Raw genomic sequence first — 21,258 nt, 5'->3', positions numbered from 1 at the left:
GCGCGCGATTCGTTCGAATCAGGCGAACGTGTTCGAGTGTGATGTGTAACGGTCGGTCTGGTCGCAGGCATCTCGAATGGGCGGTACTCTTGGATGCTTGGCCGGACCGTGTGGTGATTGGTGTCTTTGGCGTGCCCACAACTGGGTACCTGCTACATCGAGACCTAAATCACACGGATCCAAGTCACACAGACCTCAGGCCGCAGAGACTGACAACGCCGAGTCGATGCGAATCGACGACAACTGAAACGAGGAGTTCGCGAGATGCCGGTGCCATCGAAGGACAGGGTTATCGAGCTGGTCTCCGAACTCGTGCAGTCCAAGGGTTACGACGTCGAGGACGTCGTGGTCACGAATGCGGGCAAGCACAGCGCCGTTCGCATCATGGTCGACAGTGATGCCGGTATCGAACTCGATGCCGCGGCCGAGATCAGTCGGCTCGTCTCCGAGTTGTTCGACAGCCTCGAGGAAATCGGGGAAGCGCCGTACACGCTCGAGGTCACGTCGCCCGGGATCGATCGGCCGCTGACGGCCGAGCGACATTGGCGTCGGGCACGCGGGCGCAAGGCGCGCATCGATCTTGCCGACGAGACCGTCGTCGGTCGCATCGGTGCCCTCGGTGAGGAATCGGTGGCGGTGGTCATGAACGGTCGCGGCGGTCTGACTGTGCGCGAGATACCACTGGCGGACGTACAGAAAGCTGTTGTGCAGGTCGAGTTTTCGAAGCCGAGCGAGGCAGAACTCGAACTGGCCGGAGGAATTCCGGAGGGTCGGGCAGTGCATACGGACCTCGATGAGTCCGATGCACAGGTGCTCGATTCCGAAGAAGACGAAGACGACGTAGATAACGAAGAAGGGTTCGACAAGTGAATATCGACATTGCAGCGTTGCGAGCGATCGAAGCCGAAAAAGGCGTCCCGATCGAAACGGTGATCGCCACGATCCAGACCGCGCTGCTGACGGCGTACCGACACACCGAGGGCCACAAGCAGAACGCTCGGATCGACGTCAATCTCAAGACCGGATCGGTGCGGGTCATGGCTCACGACACCGATTCCGACGGAAATATGGTGGGTGCCGAGTGGGACGACACCCCTGAGGGCTTCGGCCGGATCGCGGCCACCACCGCGCGTCAGGTGATCCTGCAGCGTCTGCGTGATGCCGAGCACGAGCGTAGTTTCGGCGAGTACTCGACGCACGAAGGTGAAATCGTCGGCGGTGTGATCCAGCGGGACACCCGCGCGAACTCGCGTGGCATGGTCGTCGTGCGAATCGGTAGCGACGCACACGGCACGGAAGGACTTCTTCCGCCCGCCGAGCAGGTTCCGGGTGAAAGCTACGAGCACGGCGAGCGCATCAAGTGCTACGTCGTCGGTGTCGCCCGCGGCGCCCGCGGTCCGCAGATCACACTGTCGCGCACCCACCCGAACCTGGTTCGCAAGCTGTTCGCACTCGAGGTGCCCGAAATTGCCGACGGCAGTGTCGAGATCATCAATGTCGCCCGCGAGGCGGGCCACCGCTCCAAGATCGCGGTTGCCTCGCGAGTTCACGGTCTCAATGCGAAGGGTGCATGCATCGGCCCCATGGGCCAGCGCGTGCGCAACGTCATGAGCGAACTTGCCGGCGAGAAGATCGACATCATCGACTACGACGAGGACCCCGCGACATTTGTGGGCAACGCACTCTCGCCGTCGAAAGTGGTCTCCGTCACTGTTGTCGACCTCGATGCCCGTGCAGCTCGAGTTATCGTGCCTGATTTCCAGCTCTCGCTGGCCATCGGCAAGGAGGGTCAAAATGCCCGCCTTGCTGCGCGGTTGACCGGTTGGCGTATCGACATCCGGAGCGATGCGGCGCCAGTCGACGACGCGTCGGATCGCTCCGGCGCGTCAAACGGATAACGGTGGAATGCAGTGTTCCAGACGGTTCGACGGTAGAGTAGACGATGGTTCGACGTGAGTCCTCGGATTTTGCGCGCGCGACGCCCGGTTCGCCGGTCAGAACGTGTGTGGGATGCAGGGAACAAGGGTCGGCTGCCGATCTGTTGAGGGTCGTGGTTGGTGGGCAGGGGCCGGAGGGTTCCCTGCTTGTCCCCGACGTATTGCGAAGGCTCCACGGTCGAGGTGCATGGCTGCACCTGGATCCGAGTTGCCTGAGCCTGGCAGAGCGGCGCCGAGCATTCAGCAGAGCACTGCGAGTGTCCGGAAATCTGGACACGTCCGCTGTCGACCAGCTGGTCGACGCAGTTCACACAAAAGCAGTACCTCTCGAGAAGAACAGGCACAAGCACTCATGAGCACACCGTGAAGCACCAACGATGAACGTCCATCGGCTATAACCCGAGGTCGTGTGGGACCCACATCTGTGGGATGCCTCCTGCTCGACCTCATCAGTGAGGAGAGCAGTGGCAGGCAAGGCCCGCGTACACGAGTTGGCTAAAGAGCTCGGTGTTACCAGCAAGGAACTACTCGCAACGCTCAAAGAGCAGGGCGAGTTCGTAAAGTCTGCGTCATCCACAGTGGAGGCGCCCGTCGCACGTCGTCTGCGGGAGTCCTTCCCGTCTGCCGGTGGTGCAGAAACCAAGCCCGCGTCCAGTGACGCAGCGGCAAAGCCCTCAGCAAAGCCGGGCGCACCGTCGCCGTCGGCAGCAAAGCCCGGCGCACCGCGTCCCGGTCAGCGTCCCGGCCCCAAGCCGGCCGCACCCGCTCCCGCGGCACCGGCAGCCCCGGCTGCTGCAGCTCCGGCCCCGGCCGCGGCAGCACCGTCCGCTCCCGCAGCTCCGGCTCCTACGACGCCGGCAGTTCCCACGCCGACGTTCAATGCGCCGGCTGCCCCCAGTAATGCTCCGAAGCCGGCTCGTCCGACTCCGGCTGCTCCCGCGGCACCGGCAGCTCCTGCTGCAGCTGCTCCGGCGGCACCGTCGACCGGCGCAAAGCCCGGTGGACCTCGTCCGATGCCCAAGGCTCCGCGCGTCGGCAACAACCCGTACTCCTCGGCTCCGGCTGAGCGTCCGGCACCTCGTCCGGCTCCGGGCCAGAGTGGTCCTCGTCCGGGCGCTCCGCGTCCCGCGGCGCAGGGTGGATCTCGTCCGGCTCCGGGTCAGGGTGGTCCCCGTCCGGCTCCGGGCCAGGGTGGACCTCGTCCGGCTCCGGGTCAGGGCGGTCCCCGTCCGGCTCCCGGCCAGGGTGGACCTCGTCCGCCCGCAGGTCAGGGCGGACCCCGTCCGAGCCCCGGCTCCATGCCTCCTCGCCCGAACCCGGGTGCAATGCCTGCTCGTTCCGCTCGTCCCGCGCCCGGTGGCGGCGCAGGTCGTCCGGGCCGTCCCGGTGGCGCTCCCGGCGGTCGTCCCGGTGGCGGCGGCGGTGGGTACCGCGGTGGCGGCGCTCCCGGCGGCGGCGCAGGTGCCGGTGCAGGTGCTCCCGGTGGAGGAGCTCCCGCAGGTGGTTTCCGCGGTCGTCCCGGTGGCGGTGGCCGTCCCGGTCAGCGCGGCGCAGCAGCAGGTGCATTCGGTCGTCCCGGCGGAGCAGTTCGTCGCGGCCGTAAGTCGAAGCGGGCAAAGCGCGCCGAGTACGAGAGCATGCAGGCTCCCGCAGTCGGTGGCGTCAGGCTGCCTCGCGGCAACGGCGAGACCATCCGTCTCGCTCGCGGCGCATCGCTGTCCGACTTCGCAGACAAGATCGATGCGAACCCCGCAGCACTTGTGCAGGCACTGTTCAATCTCGGCGAGATGGTCACAGCAACGCAGTCGGTCAACGACGAGACGCTGGAGCTTCTCGGCGGTGAGATGAACTACGTCGTTCAGGTCGTCAGCCCTGAGGACGAAGACCGTGAGCTGCTCGAACACTTCGACCTCACCTACGGCGAGGACGCCGGCGGAGAAGAGGACCTCGAGTCCCGTCCGCCTGTGGTCACCGTCATGGGCCACGTCGACCACGGTAAGACCCGTCTGCTCGATGTGATCCGTAAGGCCAACGTCCGTGAGGGCGAAGCCGGCGGCATCACGCAGCACATCGGTGCTTACCAGGTGCTCACCGAGCTCGAGGGCAACGAGCGTCTCGTGACGTTCATCGACACCCCCGGTCACGAGGCCTTCACGGCCATGCGTGCTCGTGGTGCCAAGGCCACCGACCTCGCGATCCTTGTTGTCGCAGCCGACGACGGTGTCATGCCGCAGACGGTGGAAGCGATCAACCACGCCCAGGCGGCCGACGTGCCGATCGTGGTCGCGGTCAACAAGATCGACAAGGAAGGCGCTAACCCGGACAAGATCCGTCAGCAGCTGACCGAGTACGGACTGGTCGCCGAGGAATACGGCGGAGACACCATGTTCGTCGACATCTCGGCGAAGCAGGGTCTGCACATCGATCAGCTTCTCGAAGCTGTGTTGCTGACCGCGGATGCTTCCTTGGATCTGCGTGCAAACCCGGACATGGATGCACAGGGTGTTGCGATCGAGGCTCACCTCGACCGTGGCCGTGGCCCCGTTGCCACAGTGCTCATCCAGCGCGGAACGCTGCGCGTCGGCGATTCCATCGTCGCCGGTGATGCATACGGCCGCGTCCGCCGCATGGTGGACGAGCACGGCGAGGACGTCCACGAAGCACTGCCTTCGCGTCCGGTTCAGGTCATCGGCTTCACGTCCGTCCCCGGTGCAGGCGACAACCTGCTCGTGGTCGACGAGGACCGTATTGCCCGTCAGATCGCTGACCGTCGCAATGCACGTAAGCGCAACGCATTGGCAGCGAAGAGCCGCAAGCGCATCAGCTTGGACGATCTCGATGCAGCTCTGAAGGAACATTCGCAGCTGAACTTGATCCTCAAGGGCGACAACTCGGGAACCGTCGAGGCTCTCGAAGAGGCACTGCTGGCTATCCCGATCGACGACGAGGTGCAGTTGCGCGTCATCGACCGTGGTGTCGGTGGCGTCACGGAGACCAACGTCAACCTGGCAGCGGCTTCCAACGCGATCATCATCGGCTTCAACGTCCGTGCCGAAGGCAAGGCGACCGAGCTGGCGAACCGCGAGGGTGTCGACATCCGGTACTACTCGGTGATCTACCAGGCCATCGACGAGGTCGAGAAGGCTCTCAAGGGTCTGCTCAAGCCGGTGTACGAAGAGGTCGAGCTGGGCAAGGCGGAAATCCGCGCGATGTTCCGCTCGTCCAAGATCGGCAACATTGCCGGTTGCTTGGTCACGTCGGGCAGCATCCGTCGCAACGCCAAGGCACGTCTCATCCGCGACAGCAAGGTCATCGCCGAGACGGTCACCATCTCCTCGCTCAAGCGGGAGAAGGAAGACGCCACCGAGGTTCGCGAAGGCTACGAATGTGGTCTGACCGTCACCTACTCCGATATCAAGATCGGTGACGTTCTGGAGTGCTACGAGCTTCGTGAGAAGCCGCGCGACTAGTAGGTCGCCACGGGCGCTGGGGGCGCTCGTGAGTACGCACTGACATGGACTCTCCTGGACATTGAACTCAATGTCCGGGAGAGTCCATTCGGCTATACCGAGGAAGCGGTCTGGCGGACGAGAAATATGTCTGGGGGAATATGTTCGTAGGTGCATTGGAGTTCGACATTCTTTTCGGAGATGTCCACTCCCTCAAGGAAAAGCGTTCGCTGGTGTCGCCGATTCTGACTGAACTGCGACGTTTCGGTATCAGTGCGGCGGAAGCCGGCGAGCAGGGGCGTCTTCGTCGCGCCTTGGTCGGCGTTGCTGCTGTCAGTTCGTCGATGGATCATCTGCACGACGTGCTCGATCGTTGTGAGCGAGCGGTTGCAGCACGACCGGAAATGCAGCTACTCGCCGTTCGACGACGCATCTTCGGTCCCGAGGACTGATTTGGTCGGTGGGCGGCGATGCACAAGACTGGTGTCGGTAATAATTCTTGTAAATCGAACATTGTGAACGATCGAGTTATCTCGTATCGGATGTGCGTTGAATCGAATGTCCGTGGAATCGAAAGTCCAGGGAGAAGGAGACAGAGATCATGGTGGATCCCGCCCGGGCCCGTAAGCTCGCAAAACGAATCGGCACGATTGTCGCGACTGCAATCGACCACGAGATCAAGGATCCGCGGCTTGCCTTTGTGACCATCACCGACACGAAGGTCACCAACGACCTGCACGATGCGACTGTGTACTACACCGTGATGGGTGAGAAGCTCGATTCCGCACCGGACGTCGAAGCTGCTGCAGCCGGTCTCGAGAAGGCCAAGGGTGTTCTCCGGTCGAAGGTGGGCGCCGGCACCGGTGTCCGTTTCACACCGACGCTGACGTTTGTCGCGGACACCGTCCCTGATACCGCGCGCCATATGGAAGAGCTGTTGGCGCGGGCGCGTGCCGCCGACGGCGAGCTTGCCAAGGCTCGTGAGGGAGCCCAGCCTGCCGGTGACGCAGATCCGTACAAGGAGCCACGAGTAGCGGCAGACGACGAGGATGATGTCGCCGCCTCGGATGCTCGAGACTTCGACTGACTCGCAGCGAGGATGACGATCACCGCACGCGCTGACGGAGATTCTTGCGAGGATCCCTGCCTGGTGGATTTCGCGCGGGCAATCGACGTGCTGGATGCGGCTCGGACGGTAACTGTTCTGTGCCACGTCCAGCCTGACGCGGATACGATCGGAAGCGGTCTGGCGCTGGGGTTGGTGCTCGAGCGTAGGGGAGTTTCGGTCCAGGTCGCGTTCAGTCGGCCGGCGGACCTACCCGAGTCCATGCTCGGATTCCCCGCTCTGCATCTGTTGGTTCCACCGGCCGCCGTGCGTTCCGAGGTGGATGTCCTGGTCACAGTCGACGTGGGTAGCACCGGGCGCCTGGGTGCCCTCGCGGATCGGCTTGCGGGTGCGGCCAGCACCGTCGTCGTGGATCATCATCGATCCAATTCGGAATTCGGTGCGATCAACGTCGTGGACGAATCCGCAGCATCGACGACGGCCCTGCTGGCACGGTTGTTCGATTCGTGGGGCGTCGAGATCGATCGTGACGTAGCGCATTGCCTGTATGCCGGACTGGTGACCGATACCGGGTCCTTCCGGTGGGGCGGGCCGTCGACGCATGTCCTCGCGGCCCGATTACTGGCCACTGGCATCGACGGGGACGCCATCGCTCGGCAACTCCTCGATACTCATCCGTTCGGCTGGTTGCCGATGCTGTCGTCGGTGCTCGGATCGGCGACGTTGGTGCGCAGCGCCGCGGGTGGTCGTGGTCTGGTGTACGCGGTGATCCGACGCGAAGACATCGGAGATTTGCGCTCCGAGGAAATCGAGAGTGTCGTCGACATCGTGCGGACCACAGCGGAAGCCGAAGTTGCCGCGGTTCTGAAGGAGTCGGACACCGGCAGTTGGTCGATATCGTTGCGCGCGAAGACCGATGTCGACGTCTCGGCTGTTGCGGAGAGTCTTGGTGGCGGTGGTCATCGGCTCTCTGCTGGCTACACCTCGACCGATTCGAGTGAGCAGACGGTTGCGGCGTTGATTGCCGCATTAGGGTGAGGGTCCGATCGTGACCGCATCCGACAGCACTGTGCCGAGCGCTGCGACAAAGTCCGGTGCGGATGTCGACGTGACAGGCCGTCGTATCTTCGGGTTGGCGTTGCCCGCGTTAGGTGTACTGGCAGCCGAGCCGCTCTATCTCCTGTTCGACATAGCCGTCGTGGGACGGCTCGGAGCTCTTCCGTTGGCGGGTCTGGCAGTGGGCGGGCTCATTCTGTCGTTGGTGAGCACTCAGTTGACATTCCTGTCGTACGGAACGACGGCTCGTGCCGCTCGACTGCATGGCGCAGGTCGCGATCGCGAGGCGATCGGTGAGGGTGTTCAGGCAACCTGGTTGGCGTTGGCCATCGGGTTGTTGTTGGTGGCAGTGGTGCAGGCGATTGCCGGGCCGCTGACGTCGGCGGTGGCGGGCGGTTCCGATATCGCGGATGCGGCCGAGAGTTGGCTGCGCATCGCGGTGCTGGGTGTGCCGCTCATTCTGGTAGCCCTCGCCGGCAACGGCTGGATGCGAGGCCTGCAAAACACAATCCGTCCGCTGCGCTTCGTTCTTGTGGGACTGGGGATTTCGGCAGTTCTGTGCCCGATCCTGGTTCACGGACTATGGGGTGCGCCGCGCCTCGAGCTCGAAGGTTCGGCAGTTGCGAATCTTGTCGGTCAGAGCATCTCCGGGATCTTGTTCGCGTGGGCGTTGTTCCGTGAACCCGTCTCGGCCAGACCACGTGTGTCGATCATGCGCGCGCAGATGGTCATGGGCCGTGATCTGATTCTGCGCAGCCTCGCATTTCAAGCCTGTTTCGTGTCGGCAGCGGCGGTTGCGTCGCGATTCGGAGCAGCAGTGGTGGGTGCGCATCAAGTGGTTCTGCAGTTGTGGAACCTGGTTGCGCTGCTTCTCGATTCATTGGCGATAGCCGCGCAGACGCTGATCGGGGCCGCATTGGGCGGCGGATTTGCGGCTGCTGCCAAGAAGATGGCGTGGCGGATCACAGTGTGGTCGACCGTCTTCGCAGTGCTGTTGGCCGTGGTGTTTGCCGCCGGGCATTCGGTGATCCCACAACTGTTCACCGCAGACGACGACGTGCTTGCACAGATGTCGATCGCCTGGTGGTTTTTTGTCGCGATCATGCCGGTGGCCGGCATTGTGTTTGCGCTCGACGGAGTTCTCCTCGGCGCCGGTGATGTCGCCTTCATGAGAAATGCCACCATGGCGTGTGCGGTGATCGGATTTCTGCCCGCGATCTGGATGTCGCTGGCCTTCGACTGGGGGTTGGCCGGAATCTGGGCGGGCCTGACGGTGTTTGTCGTACTGCGGATGATTGCGGTGTCGTGGCGTGCGCTTTCGGGCAAGTGGGCTGTGACGGGAACCGAGACAACTGCGCATGCAGTCGAGCGTTCGAGTGAGGAAGCTGAGGGATCGTGGCAGCAAAGCTGATGGCAGTGAGCGACATTCATGTCGGTCACAACGGCAACAAGCCGATGACGGAGGAGCTGTTCCCGGATTCGCCGGACGATTGGTTGATCCTGGCCGGCGACGTATCGGAGAAGACCGACGACATTCGCTGGGCGCTCACGCTCCTGCGCTCTCGCTTCGCGAAGGTCATCTGGATTCCCGGAAACCACGAACTGTGGACGACGGCAAAGGACCCGGTACAGATTCACGGCGCTCCGCGCTACGAGTACCTGGTCAATATGTGCCGCGAGATCGACGTCATCACGCCAGAAGATCCGTTCCCGGTGTGGGAGGGCGAAGACGGTCCGGTGACGCTCGTCCCGATGTTCCTGCTCTACGACTACTCGTTCCTGCCCGTCGGGGCGCGAGACAAGGAACACGGACTCGAGATCGCCCGGGACAAGAACGTCGTCGCCACTGACGAGTTACTGTTGTCGTCGCAGCCGTACGCAACCCGCGACGCGTGGTGCCGTGCCCGCATCGCGTACACGCAGGAGCGTCTGGACGCGTTGCCCGAAGGCACGAAGACCGTGCTGATCAACCACTTTCCGTTGGTTCGTCAACCAACGGACGTGCTCATCTATCCGGAATTTGCGCTGTGGTGCGGTACGACGCTGACCGCGGACTGGCATGTGAAATACAACGCCGTGTGCTCGGTCTACGGGCACCTGCATATTCCGCGGACCACCTACTACGACGGCGTCCGCTTCGAGGAAGTGTCGCTCGGATATCCACGAGAGTGGCGTCGGCGCGGCCTGCCGGAGAAACTGTTGCGGCAGATTCTGCCCGTGCCGGAGTATCCGCCGGGAACGCTCAACAAATGGGGCGGCCACTTCAAGGTGACGCCGGAGCAGGAAGCCGAAGTCGAGCGTATGCGCTCGGGTCGCTAGAAAGGCACGACACGTGATCGAACAGATTCTGCCCGGCGGCATCGCCATTGCCGAGGCGTTCGAGGATCCGCCGGGACTGCTCCCGCATCCCAGCGAAGAGGCGCTGATCGGCCGCGCGGTGGAGAAGCGTCGTCGTGAATTCGTGACGACGCGCAATCTCGCCCGCACCGCGATGGGAAAATTGGGTGTCCCGGCGGCTCCCGTCATGCGCGGGGAGCGGGGAGCGCCGTTATGGCCGAAGGGCGTTGTCGGCAGCCTTGCGCACTGCGACGGATATCGCGGCGCGGTGCTGGCGTACTCGATGCAGGTCCGTTCGCTGGGGATCGACGCCGAACCCCACGGACCTCTGCCGGACGGGGTGCTTCCGGCCGTCAGTATCGAGGACGAGCGAACCTGGCTGGGCGAGCAGGCCGGCGACAGCCCCGTTCACTGGGATCGAATCCTGTTCTGCGCCAAGGAAGCCACGTACAAGGCGTGGTTCCCGCTCACGCAGCGGTGGTTGGGGTTCGAGGACGCACACATCACGTTCGAATCCGAGTCGGATACGTCTGGCACGTTCCGCTCGAAGTTGTTGGTCCCCGGAGAGGCGACGTCCGGCGCGCCGCTCACCGAATTCGACGGCAGGTGGATGGTCTCCGACGGACTGATCCTGACGGCAATTTCGGTGCAGTGAGTTCGGCTGGCAGAATCGCTACACGTGTCAGCTCGCGAAAAGCCTTCCTCCGGACTTGTCGGCGCCGGAATCCTGATCGTCGACAAAGAAGCAGGCGTCACCAGCCACGACGTAGTGGCCCGGTGCCGCAAGTTGTTGAATACGCGCAAGGTCGGGCATGCGGGAACGCTTGATCCGATGGCAACGGGTGTGCTGATTCTCGGCGTGGAGCGGGCCACCAAACTGCTCGGCCTCTTGGCACTGACCACCAAGGCTTATTCGGCGACAATCCGGTTGGGTGCGTCGACCACTACCGACGACGCGGAAGGTGATGTGCTCACCACGGCAGACGCGTCGGCCGTGACGGACGAGGAGATCGCCGCAGTCGTGGCGACGCTGACCGGTGACATCGAGCAGATCCCGGCCAGCGTCAGCGCGATCAAGGTGGACGGTCAGCGGGCTCATGCTTTGGTGCGAGCCGGTGAAACAGTCGAACTCTCCGCGCGGCCGGTGACGGTCTCGACGTTCGAGATTCTTGCCCGGCGCAACATCGAGGGCGGATTTGTCGATCTCGACGTCGACGTGGAGTGCTCGTCCGGAACATACATTCGTTCGCTGGCACGCGATCTCGGGCGGACGTTGGGCGTCGGCGGACATCTGACGTCACTGCGTCGTACGCGCGTCGGACCGTTCACTCTCGAGCATGCACGCACACTCGAGGATCTTGCCGAGGCTCCCGGCGTGAGTCTCGACATCGATCAGGCTGCCCAGACTGCGTTCCCGCATCGGCAGATCACGGCGGCGGAGGCCGAAGCCATCAGTCAGGGGCGTTGGCTCGAACCGATCGGACTCAAAGGCATCTACGCGGCCATCGAGCCCGGCGGCCATACGATTGCTCTGCTGCAGGAAAAGGGAAAGCGTGCCAGTTCGGTGATGGTGGTGCGTCCTGCGACTCTGCGCCAAGACCAGTAGCGCGTCAGGATCAGTAGTACGTCACGGCTGGGCCGTCAGACTAGCCAGATGGCTTGGGCGACAGGGCTTCCCAGATCTATACAGTCTGGGCTGTCGCCCAGGCGCACAGACACCGTGCCGGCAAAATCGCGACGCTCCTCCACGGTGATCTCGACGTCGAGGGTGACACCCACGGAATCGAAGTAGCGAAGCATCTCCGGATCAGAGTCGGAAATGCGCGCAACCCGCCCGCGCTCGCCGTTCGCGAAATCGCTGAGTTGGCGTGCCGGGGGAGTGGGAATCGACCCGTCGGCGGCTGGGATGGGGTCACCGTGCGGATCGCGTTCGGGGAAGCCGAGTTTGGCATCGATGCGCGAGATCATCAGGTCGGAGACGGCGTGCTCGAGAATTTCGGCTTCGTCGTGGACCTCGTCCCAGCCGTAGCCGAGTTCGTGAACGAGATACGTTTCGAGCAGTCGGTGGCGCCGCACCATGGAGACAGCCGCCGCGCGGCCGGTGTCCGTCAATGCGATCGATCCGTATCGGGCGTGATCGACCAGGCCCTGATCGGACAGTTTGCGAATCGCTTCGGACACCGTGGACGCCGAGACGCCCATCTTCTCGGACAGCAGCTTCGTGGAGATGCGTTCGAGTGACCACTCCTGAATGGTCCAGATCACCTTCAGGTAGTCCTGCGCGACCGAGGACAGCGCCAGGGTGTCGATCGATCCGTCCGGGTTGGAATTCGTGTCGCCGGATTCGGCGACACCTTCCGGCGCGGAGTGTGTATCGGAGGGTCCAGTCTTGTGAGCTGCCACGACACTTAGCTTAGGCTACGAATTCGGGAAGTTCCGTACCTGCGACGTCGTGCATGGGCGTCGGCGCCCGGGGTCCGACCGTCGCGTGGTGTCGGGGTCCGACCGAAACTACCGGCGGTGCGCCCCGTAGGCTGCCTTTCGTGCTGAGGTGGCGTGGTCTCGACGAAGTTCCGGCCGATTGGGGTCGTTGTGTACTCACTATCGGTGTGTTCGACGGTGTGCACCGTGGGCATGCCCAATTGATTGCACGGGCAGTAGCCGCGGCGCGCAAGCGTGGGGTTCCCAGTGTGCTCATGACGTTCGATCCGCACCCCATGGAAGTTGTGCGACCGGGGAGTCATCCGGCTCAGTTGACGACGTTGGCGCGTCGTGCGGAGCTGGCCGAGGAGCTGGGTATCGACGTCTTCTGCGTCATGCCGTTCACCGCGGATTTCATGAAGCTGACTCCGGAGCGGTACGTCCACGAAATTCTGGTGGAGCGCTTGCATGTTGCCGAGGTCGTCGTGGGTGACAACTTCACGTTCGGTAAGAAAGCCCTGGGTAACGTCGATCTGCTTCGTGAAATGGGCGATAGATTCGGATTTGCCGTCGACGGTGTCCAGTTGCTCGCCGAGCATGCAGTGACGTTCTCGTCGACCTACATTCGCTCGTGCGTCGACGCCGGCGACATGGCTGCGGCTACCGAGGCGCTCGGCCGGCCGCATCGCGTCGAAGGTGTTGTGGTGCACGGCGACAAGCGTGGCCGTGAACTCGGATTTCCGACGGCGAACGTTGCGCCTCCGGTGTTCTCGGCAATTCCGGCCGACGGCGTCTACGCGGCGTGGTTCAGCGTGCTGGGGGCCGACGAGGAGTTGGGTACGCTCGTACCAGGAAAGCGGTACAAGGCGGCAGTGTCCGTCGGCACCAATCCGACATTCTCCGGTCGCACTCGCACAGTCGAGGCCTTTGTTCTCGACACCGACGCCGACCTGTACGGACAGCATGTCGCCGTCGACCTGGTGGCGAGAATCCGCGGTATGGAGAAATTCGATTCCATCGAGTCGTTGATCGCGGAAATGAATCGCGATGTCGAGCGCGCCCGCGAAATCCTGGACCGTGATTCGCAGCAGAGCGTCGGCTGACGACCGGCAGCAAAAGTGTCGGCTGACACACTTGCCGTCGACCGGTAAATCGATCGCAACGGTCCTGGTAGAATCTCCTCTCGATGCGTGCTGCGGTTTGCGGCGGCCGCGTCCGATCTAGTTCCTTTCACGCAAACGTCATCACAGGAGTGAATCAAGTGGCATTGACCACGGAAGAAAAGAAGGCCGTTCTCGGCGAGTACGGCTTGCACGAGACCGACACGGGATCACCCGAAGCTCAGGTGGCAATGCTCACCAAGCGCATCACCGATCTCACCGAGCACCTCAAGACCCACAAGCATGACCACCACTCGCGTCGTGGACTGCTCTTGATGGTTGGTCGTCGTCGTCGTCTGCTCAAGTACGTGGCAAAGACGGACGTCGCTCGTTACCGTGCGCTCATCGAGCGCCTCGGCCTGCGTCGCTAGATTTTTCTCACGACGCTGATCGAAAGCAACACGGCAGGCTTCGGTTTGCCGAACACTCCGTTAGCCGGCGAAGCCACGCATATACTGGGCTTCGCTGGCTTTCGGCGTTAGCTGCCGCAAGGCAGTTTCCGCTGTCGGCGCACATGCACAGTTGTCTAGACGCAGTTGTCTATGCGCAGTTGTGCAGGGCGCAGTCAGCACACCGTATGCATCAGAGAACGTGGTGTCGGTTGTCGGTAGTGGTTCTCCGGACCGGGCAAATGCCCTGTGGTTCCGGCGAACTTCGATCGACGGCCGCCCCGAACGTCAGTGACGTCCCGAAGCAGAGACCAGTTCGCACGTAGGAACTTCTGCAATTCAAGAGGGGGACGTCCCTCGGTGCGCAGTTTCCACCAGGAGGGTGGGAACGCCCGCGCGGGTACGGCGAAGACGAGAGGGAAGTGAAGATAAAAAGATGACAGAGAATTCCGTAGTAGAGGTCGACGAAGGCGTGTTCGAATCCACCGCCGTGATCGACAACGGGTCCTTCGGTACCCGCACCATCCGTTTCGAGACCGGACGCCTCGCTCAGCAGGCCGCCGGTGCCGTCGTTGCCTACCTGGACGACGAGACCATGCTGCTGTCCGCCACGAGCGCCAGCAAGCACCCCAAGGAGCACTTCGACTTCTTCCCCCTGACGGTGGACGTCGAAGAGCGCATGTACGCGGCGGGCCGCATCCCCGGCTCGTTCTTCCGTCGTGAGGGACGCCCCTCCACGGACGCGATCCTGACCTGCCGCCTCATCGACCGGCCGCTGCGCCCGTCGTTCGTCGACGGTCTCCGTAACGAGATCCAGGTCGTCGTCACGGTCATGAGCCTCAACCCGCAGGATCTGTACGACGTCGTGGCTATCAACGCCGCATCCGCGTCGACGCAGATCGCGGGCCTGCCGTTCTCCGGACCCGTTGGTGGCGTGCGTGTTGCACTCATCGTCTCCGAGGACAACAAGGCCGGCCAGTGGGTTGCATTCCCGACGGTCGATCAGCTCGAGAACGCCGTCTTCGACATGGTCGTCGCCGGCCGCGTCGTGTCCGGCAGCGGTGACAACGCCGACGTCGCGATCATGATGGTCGAGGCCGAGGCCACCGACAACGTCATCGCGAAGATCGCCGACGGCGCTCAGGCTCCCACCGAGACCATCGTCGCCGAAGGCCTCGAGGCTGCCAAGCCGTTCATCGCACGCCTGTGCGCCGCACAGGCAGCACTGGCATCCAAGGCTGCGAAGCCGACGGGTGACTACCCGGTCTTCCCGGCGTACCAGGACGACGTTTTTGCTGCCGTCGAGGCTGCTGCGTCCGAAAAGCTCAATGCCGCACTGACAATCGCCGGCAAGCAGGAACGTGACGACAAGACCGACGAGGTCAAGGTCGAGGTTCTCGAGCAGGTTGCACCGAACTTCGAAGGCCGCGAGAAGGAACTGGGAGCAGCGTTCCGCTCGCTCACCAAGAAGCTGGTTCGCCAGCGCATCCTGCGCGATCAGTTCCGCATCGACGGCCGCGGCGTCACGGACATCCGTTCGCTGTCCGCCGAGGTTGCGATCATCCCGCGCGCACACGGCAGCGCACTGTTCGAGCGCGGCGAGACCCAGATCCTGGGTGTCACCACACTCGACATGGTGAAGATGGCTCAGCAGGTCGACTCGCTCGGCCCCGAGACCAGCAAGCGCTACATGCACCACTACAACTTCCCGCCGTACTCCACCGGTGAGACGGGTCGCGTCGGTTCGCCGAAGCGTCGCGAAATCGGTCACGGTGCTCTCGCTGAGCGCGCTCTCATGCCGGTTCTGCCCAGCGTCGAAGAGTTCCCGTACGCGATTCGCCAGGTCTCCGAGGCTCTGAGCTCGAACGGTTCCACCTCGATGGGCTCGGTGTGTGCTTCCACGCTCGCACTGCTCAATGCCGGTGTGCCGCTGAAGGCTCCGGTTGCCGGTATTGCCATGGGCCTCGTCTCCGACCAGGTCGACGGCGAAACCCGTTACGTGGCACTGACGGACATCCTCGGCGCCGAAGATGCTTTCGGTGACATGGACTTCAAGGTTGCCGGTACCAAGGACTTCGTCACGGCTCTGCAGCTGGACACGAAGCTCGACGGCATCCCGTCCAAGGTCCTCGCCGGCGCACTCGCGCAGGCCAAGGATGCTCGCACCACGATCCTCGAGGTCATGGCCGAGGCCATCGACACCCCGGACGAGATGAGCCCGTTTGCGCCTCGCGTGACGGCCATCAAGGTCCCGGTCGACAAGATCGGCGAGGTCATCGGCCCCAAGGGCAAGATGATCAACTCCATCACCGAGCAGACCGGTGCCAACATCTCCATCGAAGACGACGGCACCGTGTTCGTCGGCGCCACCGATGGACCGTCTGCACAGGCCGCGATCGACATGATCAACGCCATTGCCAACCCGCAGCTCCCCAAGGTCGGCGAGCGGTTCCTGGGCACGGTCGTCAAGACCACCGCCTTCGGTGCCTTCGTTTCGCTCCTGCCGGGTCGCGACGGACTGGTGCACATTTCCAAGCTGGGCAGCGGCAAGCGTATTGCCAAGGTCGAAGACGTGGTCAACGTCGGATCCAAGATCCGTGTCGAGATCGCCGACATCGACGCTCGCGGCAAGATCTCGCTGATCCCCGTGGAAGAGGGCAACGACGACGCTGCCGCTCCGGCTGCTGAAGAGGCTGCTTCCGAGTAGCACTACTTCTCGGTTTGTTCGATGCGGCCCCGCGCGGATTTCCGTGCGGGGCCGCATCTGTACTGTCTGTAGACACATACTTTCCGGACCTGATCATTCTCCGCACCGAGGACTGCTGAACTTTTTCATGGCCAAGACCCCAGGCAAGACCACTGCCAAGACATCCGGCACGACAACTGCCAAGAATGCTGCGAAGAAGACGCGCAGCCGTAGTGCTGCACTCGCGACACCGATCGACGCTCTTCCCGAATCCGGTGTTCAGCGGACAGTTCTGCCTGGCGGACTCCGCGTCGTCACCGAGTTCATTCCGGGTGTGCGCAGTGCGTCTGTCGGCGTCTGGGTGGGTGTCGGATCGCGCGACGAGCAGCCCAGCGTTGCCGGCGCGGCCCATTTCCTCGAGCACCTGCTCTTCAAGTCGACGCCGTCGCGTACGGCGCTCGACATCGCTCAGGTCATGGACGGGGTGGGCGGCGAACTCAACGCCTTCACGTCCAAGGAGCACACCTGCTTCTACGCGCACGTGATCGACGAGGATCTGTCGATGGCGGTTGATCTTGTCGCCGATGTCGTTCTGCGCGGCCGGTGCCGGTCGGCAGATGTCGATGTCGAACGACAGGTCGTCCTCGAAGAGATCGCGATGCGCGACGACGATCCGGAAGATCTCCTCGGTGATGCCTTTCTGACGGCTCTGTTCGGTGATCATCCGGTGGGTCGTCCCATCATCGGTAGCGTGGATTCCATCGAGTCGATGTCCCGCAATCAGTTGCATTCCTTCCATGTGCGTCGGTACACGCCGCAACGGATGGTTCTCGCAGTTGCCGGAAATGTCGATCACAAGCAGGTGGTGACGTTGGCGAAGCGCGCATTTGCCGGTCACCTCGAGCGTGGTGTGAAGCCGGCTCCGCGCCGTGAGGGAACTCTGCGTCTGCGCACGATGCCGGAACTGAGTTTGACGCACCGCGACAGCGAACAGGTTCATCTTGCGCTCGGTGTGCGGGCTTTCGGCCGTCACGAGGGTCATCGGTGGGCGCTGTCGGTGCTCAATACCGCGGTGGGCGGCGGCTTGAGTTCGCGTCTGTTCCAAGAGATTCGGGAACAGCGTGGTTTGGCGTATTCCGTGTACTCCGGGGTGGACACGTTTGCGGACACGGGTGCGTTCTCGGTGTACGCGGGCTGTCAGCCGGAGAACTTGGGCGAAGTCACCACGGTGATCCGCGAGGTTCTCGCTCAGGTGGCGGCCGGTGGCATCACGGACGCGGAAATCGCGCGATCCAAGGGCGCTCTTCGGGGCAGCCTTGTTCTCTCGCTTGAAGATTCAGGTTCGCGGATGAACCGCATCGGCCGTAGTGAATTGAACTACGGCAATCACCGCAGCGTCGCGCAGACTTTGGCGTCCATCGACGCCGTCACCGCGGAAGAAGTTCTCGAGGTGGCGCAGACACTGCTGACAAGGCCGTTTGCCGCCGCAGTCGTGGGTCCGTACAAGCGTGTCCGGGATCTGCCGGCGTCAGTGCGTGGGATTGTTCGATAGTCGATAACCAGCGAAATCAGGGTGCGCAGTTGAAGATTCGCGGAGCAGTTCTCGAAGAAATCGGGCGGAGCCGGCCGTACGCGTCGTCGAGGCCGATTACCGTGTCGGAACTCGAACTTGATGCTCCCGGTCCGGGTGAGATCCTCGTGAGGATCGAGGCGGCCGGACTGTGTCACTCGGATCTCTCCGTCGTGGACGGCAACCGTGTCCGCCCGGTGCCGATGCTGCTGGGGCACGAAGCCGCCGGCCGGATCGAGCACGTCGGTGACGGCGTCGCGGGTCTGCGGGTGGGGGATCGTGTTGTCATGACCTTCCTGCCTCGGTGCGGCGAGTGCGCCGGCTGCGCAACCGACGGCCGGATGCCGTGCACGGTGGGCAGCGCGGCCAACAACGACGGCAGTCTTCTCGGGGGTGCGCACCGGTTGCGGCGCGACGGTGCGAGCGTCAAGCATCACCTGGGAGTGTCCGGATTTGCGACGCACGCGGTCGTGAATGCCAAGTCTGTGGTGGCCGTGGACGACGACGTACCGCCGGATATTGCGGCCGTGCTTGGCTGCGCGGTGCTGACCGGTGGCGGAGCACTACTCAATGCGGCAAAGCCCCGTCCTACCGACACTGTGATGGTTGTCGGTTTGGGTGGCGTCGGTATGGCGGCAATTCTGACTGCCCGAGCGTTGGGTGTCGCGACGGTCATCGGTGTCGACGCGCTCGAGTCGAAGCTGGCCCAGGCCTTGGAACTGGGTGTGACCGAGGTCTTCACGCCGTCTGGATTGTCCGAAAGTGGCGTTCGTGCAGACATAGTCGTGGAAGCGGCCGGTAATGCGCGGGCGTTCGAAACCGCAGTGGCCGCCACGGCTGCGGGTGGCACGACGGTGACGGTGGGACTGCCCGCACCCGACGCGCGCTCGTCGATTTCGCCACTCGGACTGGTCGCGGAAGCTCGGACCGTCATCGGCAGCTATCTCGGATCGGCAGTGCCGGCCCGTGACATCCCGATCTACGCGCAATTGTGGCGCGACGGAAGGCTGCCGGTCGAGAAGCTCATCTCGTCACGAATCGAGTTGGCCGACATCAATTCGGGGATGGACGAACTGGCGGATGGGAAAGCAATCCGACAGGTCATTATTTTCGACTGATAGTGGTCATGAACAGGGCTTTTGCCGATCGATAGCTCGCGCCTTGCTCCCCATTTCGGTACTCGCAGCCCTGGCACATCGTTAACCGATGTAACGCTTCCCCCGAACTGGACGACTACTCGAATGACGTTGCGTGACGCCCCGGGGGTCGGTCGTACGTTTTCCGAAAGTGGATTGGGGAGAAAATATGGCGGTTCGTGGGTTCTTGTCACGACATCGAATACTTGCGGGCGCACTGGCGCCTGCAGCGCTCGGCGTTGCAGCGCTGGTAGCTGTAGCGGTAGCAGTGGACGCACCGCAGTCCAGCACGATCGAGACGCAACTGACGTCGTCGGTCACCGAATGCCACGACATGGTGAGCATCGCAGTTGCCGGTCGGCACGACACACCGGACGCGAACACGGTCAAGATGCTGCTCGGCGCAGACGGAAAGCCGCTTCCCGCCGCACTGTCGGGTGACTACACGAGTGACCGCGTCGATCAGGTGATCAACCCGGCCGGTTCGGTCAACGCGACCAAGCCCGACTCCTATGCGGCTGTCTATATCGCCTACCCGGCGAACATGGCGTCGTACGAGGATGCCGTTGCCGCCGGCGCCGCAAACACGCAGTCCGTCATGAGCGCGATTGCGAAGGAATGCCCCAAGACGCAGTTCTCGATCGTCGGGTACAGCGAGGGTGCTGACGTCGTCCGCCGTGTTGCCATGGACATCGGCAACCAGGAGAACAACGAGTTCGGGGTAGACGCGGACAAGGTTGTCGGCGTGGTCCTGCTCGCGGACGCGGGGCGCCTGGCCGGTGACGGCACATTCATCGGTGCTGCCAATCCGTTCACGAACCCGGATAACTTCGACACGAAGTACCAGACCGGAACGTCGGCGACACCAGGTCAGGGCGTTCTCCCTGGCACGTCGGGCAGCTTCGGCGATTTGAACGGCAAGGTCGCGTCGTTCTGTTCCGACGGTGACTTCACCTGCTCGGCTCCGAGTAATATTTCGCTCCTGCTCTTGGCTGCGAACGTCGGCCGCCAGCTGAACATCGACGACCTCGAATCCCAGGGACTCACCCCGACCACGGGTATCAATGTCGCGGTTGTGTTCGGCCAGATCGTCTTCGAGGCATTCAACGACATTTCATCCAACCCTGATTGGATGCAGAGCGACGAGACCTTCCTCCAGGTGATGCTGAAGGTATCGGATCCGGACTACAAGCCGGGTACCACCACCACGGTTACCACGGTGGCCGACGAAGACACGATCACCGCTGAGAAGGTGTCTCCGCTGGCGTACCTGCCGCAGAAGCTCTTCAAGGAGATCGTCGGACTGATCGCCACCAACCAGAACACGATTCCGGTGATCATGAGCGATCCGTACCAGATGACACTGGGTCCGGACGTCGGACATCACTTCGACTACTGGCGCGACGCCGACGCCGCGAACGGTAAGCCGTTGACCTCTGCGCAGTACGCAGCAGCGTGGCTCACGTATCTCGCGCAGCAGGCCAAGGACGGCAAGCCCGTCGATACGACGGCCAAGCCCACAGCCGTAGAGCTTGCCGCTGCCGTTGACACGTACATGGCTGATGACACCGCAGAAGGCGATGTTGCTGCAGCCGAAGGCACCGAGGGTCAGGCTCCGGCCGGCACCACGGGTTCGACGGATTCCGCAACCGCGCCGGGAACGTCTCCGGTTGCACCTGCCGCAGGAGATGCTTCCGCGACGTCAGGTGCGGTCGCAACGCCGACCGAATCGGTAGTGCCCACCACGGGCGCAGCAGTCTCGAGTGCTCCGACATCGGAGACAGCGACTTCGGATGCGGCGGCCGCTACCACCACTCCGGTGACGTCCACGACGACGACCACAACCAAACCGTCGACTCCGGGCCAGTAACCCTTTCTCGGCAAGCATCAGGCTGCGATCCGCGTGTACGCGCGGATCGCAGCCTTTTTCATGTTTCTATGCCCGGGACTGCCCAGCTCGACTCTGTTGCCCGGTTCTCTACTCTGTTGCCTGGTTGATGTGGCGCCTATCGTGGAATGCACGTTCCCTTCACGTGTGAATTGCGGGTCAG

The 21,258-nt window shown here is 63.2% G+C and carries 18 protein-coding genes; 17 read left to right on the top strand and 1 reads right to left on the bottom strand.

Features of this window, described 5'->3' with window-relative positions; all coding sequences use genetic code 11:
- The first annotated feature begins 264 nt into the window (after positions 1 to 264).
- The 11 genes from rimP to truB all read left to right on the top strand — a co-directional run bounded on the left by rimP (position 265) and on the right by truB (position 11,451).
- Positions 265 to 870, top strand: coding sequence for a ribosome maturation factor RimP (gene rimP / locus ACFRFQ_RS20445; RefSeq protein ID WP_378661434.1), 606 nt, complete (start codon positions 265 to 267; stop codon positions 868 to 870).
- On the top strand, positions 867 to 1,898 hold the full coding sequence (gene nusA / locus ACFRFQ_RS20440) for a transcription termination factor NusA (protein WP_033234910.1): 1,032 nt from the start codon (positions 867 to 869) through the stop codon (positions 1,896 to 1,898). The genes rimP and nusA overlap by 4 nt, the downstream gene beginning before the upstream one ends.
- 44 nt (positions 1,899 to 1,942) lie before the next feature.
- A complete protein-coding gene (locus ACFRFQ_RS20435) occupies positions 1,943 to 2,293 on the top strand; it encodes a YlxR family protein (protein WP_045067292.1) in 351 nt (116 codons plus the stop codon).
- Positions 2,294 to 2,401: 108 nt separating this feature from the next.
- Positions 2,402 to 5,407: a translation initiation factor IF-2 gene (gene infB, locus ACFRFQ_RS20430; protein WP_378661429.1), complete on the top strand. Its 3,006-nt coding sequence runs from the start codon at positions 2,402 to 2,404 to the stop codon at positions 5,405 to 5,407.
- A gap of 140 nt (positions 5,408 to 5,547) precedes the next feature.
- Positions 5,548 to 5,838 carry a DUF503 domain-containing protein gene (locus ACFRFQ_RS20425; protein WP_138873119.1) on the top strand — a complete coding sequence of 97 codons (291 nt, stop codon included), beginning with the start codon at positions 5,548 to 5,550 and terminating at the stop codon, positions 5,836 to 5,838.
- A gap of 149 nt (positions 5,839 to 5,987) precedes the next feature.
- Positions 5,988 to 6,473: a 30S ribosome-binding factor RbfA gene (gene rbfA / locus ACFRFQ_RS20420; protein WP_378661426.1), complete on the top strand. Its 486-nt coding sequence runs from the start codon at positions 5,988 to 5,990 to the stop codon at positions 6,471 to 6,473.
- Positions 6,474 to 6,485: 12 nt separating this feature from the next.
- Complete coding sequence (locus ACFRFQ_RS20415; protein ID WP_378661424.1) at positions 6,486 to 7,490, top strand: bifunctional oligoribonuclease/PAP phosphatase NrnA; 1,005 nt, start codon at positions 6,486 to 6,488, stop codon at positions 7,488 to 7,490.
- A gap of 10 nt (positions 7,491 to 7,500) precedes the next feature.
- Complete coding sequence (locus tag ACFRFQ_RS20410) at positions 7,501 to 8,919, top strand: MATE family efflux transporter (protein WP_378661421.1); 1,419 nt, start codon at positions 7,501 to 7,503, stop codon at positions 8,917 to 8,919.
- Positions 8,904 to 9,827, top strand: a complete 924-nt coding sequence (locus tag ACFRFQ_RS20405; RefSeq protein WP_378661419.1) for a metallophosphoesterase family protein — start codon at positions 8,904 to 8,906, stop codon at positions 9,825 to 9,827. Before ACFRFQ_RS20410 ends, ACFRFQ_RS20405 begins: the two co-directional genes overlap by 16 nt.
- 13 nt (positions 9,828 to 9,840) lie before the next feature.
- Positions 9,841 to 10,500: a 4'-phosphopantetheinyl transferase gene (locus ACFRFQ_RS20400; RefSeq protein WP_378661416.1), complete on the top strand. Its 660-nt coding sequence runs from the start codon at positions 9,841 to 9,843 to the stop codon at positions 10,498 to 10,500.
- Positions 10,501 to 10,524: 24 nt separating this feature from the next.
- On the top strand, positions 10,525 to 11,451 hold the full coding sequence (gene truB / locus ACFRFQ_RS20395; RefSeq protein WP_378661413.1) for a tRNA pseudouridine(55) synthase TruB: 927 nt from the start codon (positions 10,525 to 10,527) through the stop codon (positions 11,449 to 11,451).
- A gap of 35 nt (positions 11,452 to 11,486) precedes the next feature.
- Here the strand turns inward: truB and ACFRFQ_RS20390 are convergent, their stop codons facing one another.
- A complete protein-coding gene (locus ACFRFQ_RS20390) occupies positions 11,487 to 12,248 on the bottom strand; it encodes a metal-dependent transcriptional regulator (protein WP_138873126.1) in 762 nt (253 codons plus the stop codon).
- A 140-nt stretch (positions 12,249 to 12,388) separates the two neighbouring features.
- Between ACFRFQ_RS20390 and ACFRFQ_RS20385 the strand changes: the two genes are divergently transcribed.
- The 6 genes from ACFRFQ_RS20385 (at position 12,389) to ACFRFQ_RS20360 (ending at position 21,077) form a co-directional block, all read left to right on the top strand.
- Complete coding sequence (locus ACFRFQ_RS20385; RefSeq protein WP_378661411.1) at positions 12,389 to 13,369, top strand: bifunctional riboflavin kinase/FAD synthetase; 981 nt, start codon at positions 12,389 to 12,391, stop codon at positions 13,367 to 13,369.
- Between the two features lie 158 nt (positions 13,370 to 13,527).
- On the top strand, positions 13,528 to 13,797 hold the full coding sequence (gene rpsO / locus ACFRFQ_RS20380; RefSeq protein WP_033234901.1) for a 30S ribosomal protein S15: 270 nt from the start codon (positions 13,528 to 13,530) through the stop codon (positions 13,795 to 13,797).
- 454 nt (positions 13,798 to 14,251) lie between these two features.
- A complete protein-coding gene (locus tag ACFRFQ_RS20375) occupies positions 14,252 to 16,522 on the top strand; it encodes a polyribonucleotide nucleotidyltransferase (RefSeq protein ID WP_033234900.1) in 2,271 nt (756 codons plus the stop codon).
- 127 nt (positions 16,523 to 16,649) lie between these two features.
- Positions 16,650 to 18,053, top strand: coding sequence for a pitrilysin family protein (locus ACFRFQ_RS20370; protein ID WP_260684022.1), 1,404 nt, complete (start codon positions 16,650 to 16,652; stop codon positions 18,051 to 18,053).
- 29 nt (positions 18,054 to 18,082) lie between these two features.
- A complete protein-coding gene (locus tag ACFRFQ_RS20365; RefSeq protein WP_378661407.1) occupies positions 18,083 to 19,189 on the top strand; it encodes an alcohol dehydrogenase catalytic domain-containing protein in 1,107 nt (368 codons plus the stop codon).
- 187 nt (positions 19,190 to 19,376) lie between these two features.
- On the top strand, positions 19,377 to 21,077 hold the full coding sequence (locus ACFRFQ_RS20360; RefSeq protein WP_378661405.1) for a cutinase family protein: 1,701 nt from the start codon (positions 19,377 to 19,379) through the stop codon (positions 21,075 to 21,077).
- The last annotated feature ends 181 nt before the right edge of the window (positions 21,078 to 21,258 follow it).

This window comes from Rhodococcus sp. NPDC056743, assembly GCF_042790355.1.
GTDB lineage: Bacteria > Actinomycetota > Actinomycetes > Mycobacteriales > Mycobacteriaceae > Rhodococcus_F.
The sequence above is the reverse complement of the archived record's forward strand: the minus strand, read 5'-3'. Positions and strand labels throughout refer to the sequence as shown.